At 31.9% G+C, this 1,396-nt stretch carries 1 protein-coding gene; it reads right to left on the bottom strand.

Annotation, left to right across the window (positions count from 1 at the left end):
* Positions 1 to 16 precede the first annotated feature (16 nt).
* Positions 17 to 1,210 (bottom strand): tetratricopeptide repeat protein, encoded by a 1,194-nt coding sequence (locus tag CDZ78_RS22650; RefSeq protein WP_280175613.1) that lies wholly within the window; start codon positions 1,208 to 1,210, stop codon positions 17 to 19.
* Positions 1,211 to 1,396: the final 186 nt, after the last annotated feature.

Below are 1,396 nucleotides of genomic sequence, written 5' to 3'. Positions count from 1 at the left end.
ACCAGCATTGTGTATTTCAGCTACTCAATAATTGGGAAACTTCAGTTTGACTATACACTTTAGCTAAATGATATTGTATATCTTTTGCCAAAGGTGCTTTTATTGCTGCTGCCTCTAAAATTTTAACTGCTCTTTCGGCTTCTCCCTGCTGAAACAAAATATATCCATAGGTATCTGCTACTGTTGCGACTGTCGGCGCTAAGTCATAAGCTTTTTTTGCAGTTGCTAATGCCGCAGGATTTTTTTCTATTGAATATAACCATGCTAAATTATTAAGCGCTAAAATATTTTCAGGGTTTATCGCTAGTATTTTCTGGTAGTGATTAATTGCAGATTTGTTGTTGTTTTCTGATTGATATAATAAAGCAATTCTATAATGTAAGGCAATATTTTGTGGCTGCTTATCAATCTCTTGATTTAATAAATCTATTGCTACAGAAACCTGCCCTTCCTGTTGCATTAATTTTACAATTCTAAATAATAACTTCTGATTATTATGTAATTGATAGGATTCCTGATAGCTTTTAATAGCTTTTGTTTTTTCATTTTGAGCCAGAAATAAATTCCCCTCTAAATTTTTCACTAGTTCTGGCTTTGAGTATAAGCTATCGATTATATTAATCTCTGCTTTAGCCTGGGCATAGTCCTGTTGACTGATTAAATAATTTGCCTTGATAACATGTGAATTTGGCAATTCAGGCGTTAGTTTACTGACCTCATCTAAAAGTTTTATAACTTCTGCTTTATTCTCTTTATCTTGAGCTAATAACTCAGCTAGCATCAAACGAGGTAATACAGTGTTCTTATTATCAGGAATAAGTTTTCTGAGTGTTTTTTCAGCTTCCTGTTTGTTTCCATTGAGTAATTGGGATTTAACTAATACTATTTGCAGGGAAATATTATCGGGGTAAGTTTTAGTAACGTTCTCTATAAAGTCTAATAATTTTTCAGGCTGCTTAACAGCTAAATACCATTGAACTATTCTTTCAATTGTAACGAGTTCAGCCTTATTATTTCCTTTTGATTTTTTATAAGCTAGTAGCAAATAATTTTCAGCTGCCTGCAAGTTATTATTTTTATATTCTATAGTAGCCAAAGAAAAATAAGCGACAAGTGCTTTATCATCTAATTTTAGTATTTCTTTAAACTGTTTGCTTGCACTATCCAGATTGCTATTTGCTACATCAGTGTTTCCATTGAAAGCAACAATAGCTAAGAAACTTAGAGAGTATGCCTTATTTTAGAGGCGGTATGCGATTATCTTGTCCTACTCCCAGATTTTTAATCAATCCTAAAAATTCTTCGCAGGATAAGCACATGGAAAAACAACAAAAAACCTAAAATAAAGCTTGCAATTACGAAAAACATTTTTTTTATAATTTTCCGTTTTATAAAC

It is taken from the genome of Bathymodiolus platifrons methanotrophic gill symbiont (genome assembly GCF_002189065.1).
Classification (GTDB): Bacteria; Pseudomonadota; Gammaproteobacteria; order Methylococcales; family Methylomonadaceae; genus Methyloprofundus.
The sequence above is the reverse complement of the archived record's forward strand: the minus strand, read 5'-3'. Positions and strand labels throughout refer to the sequence as shown.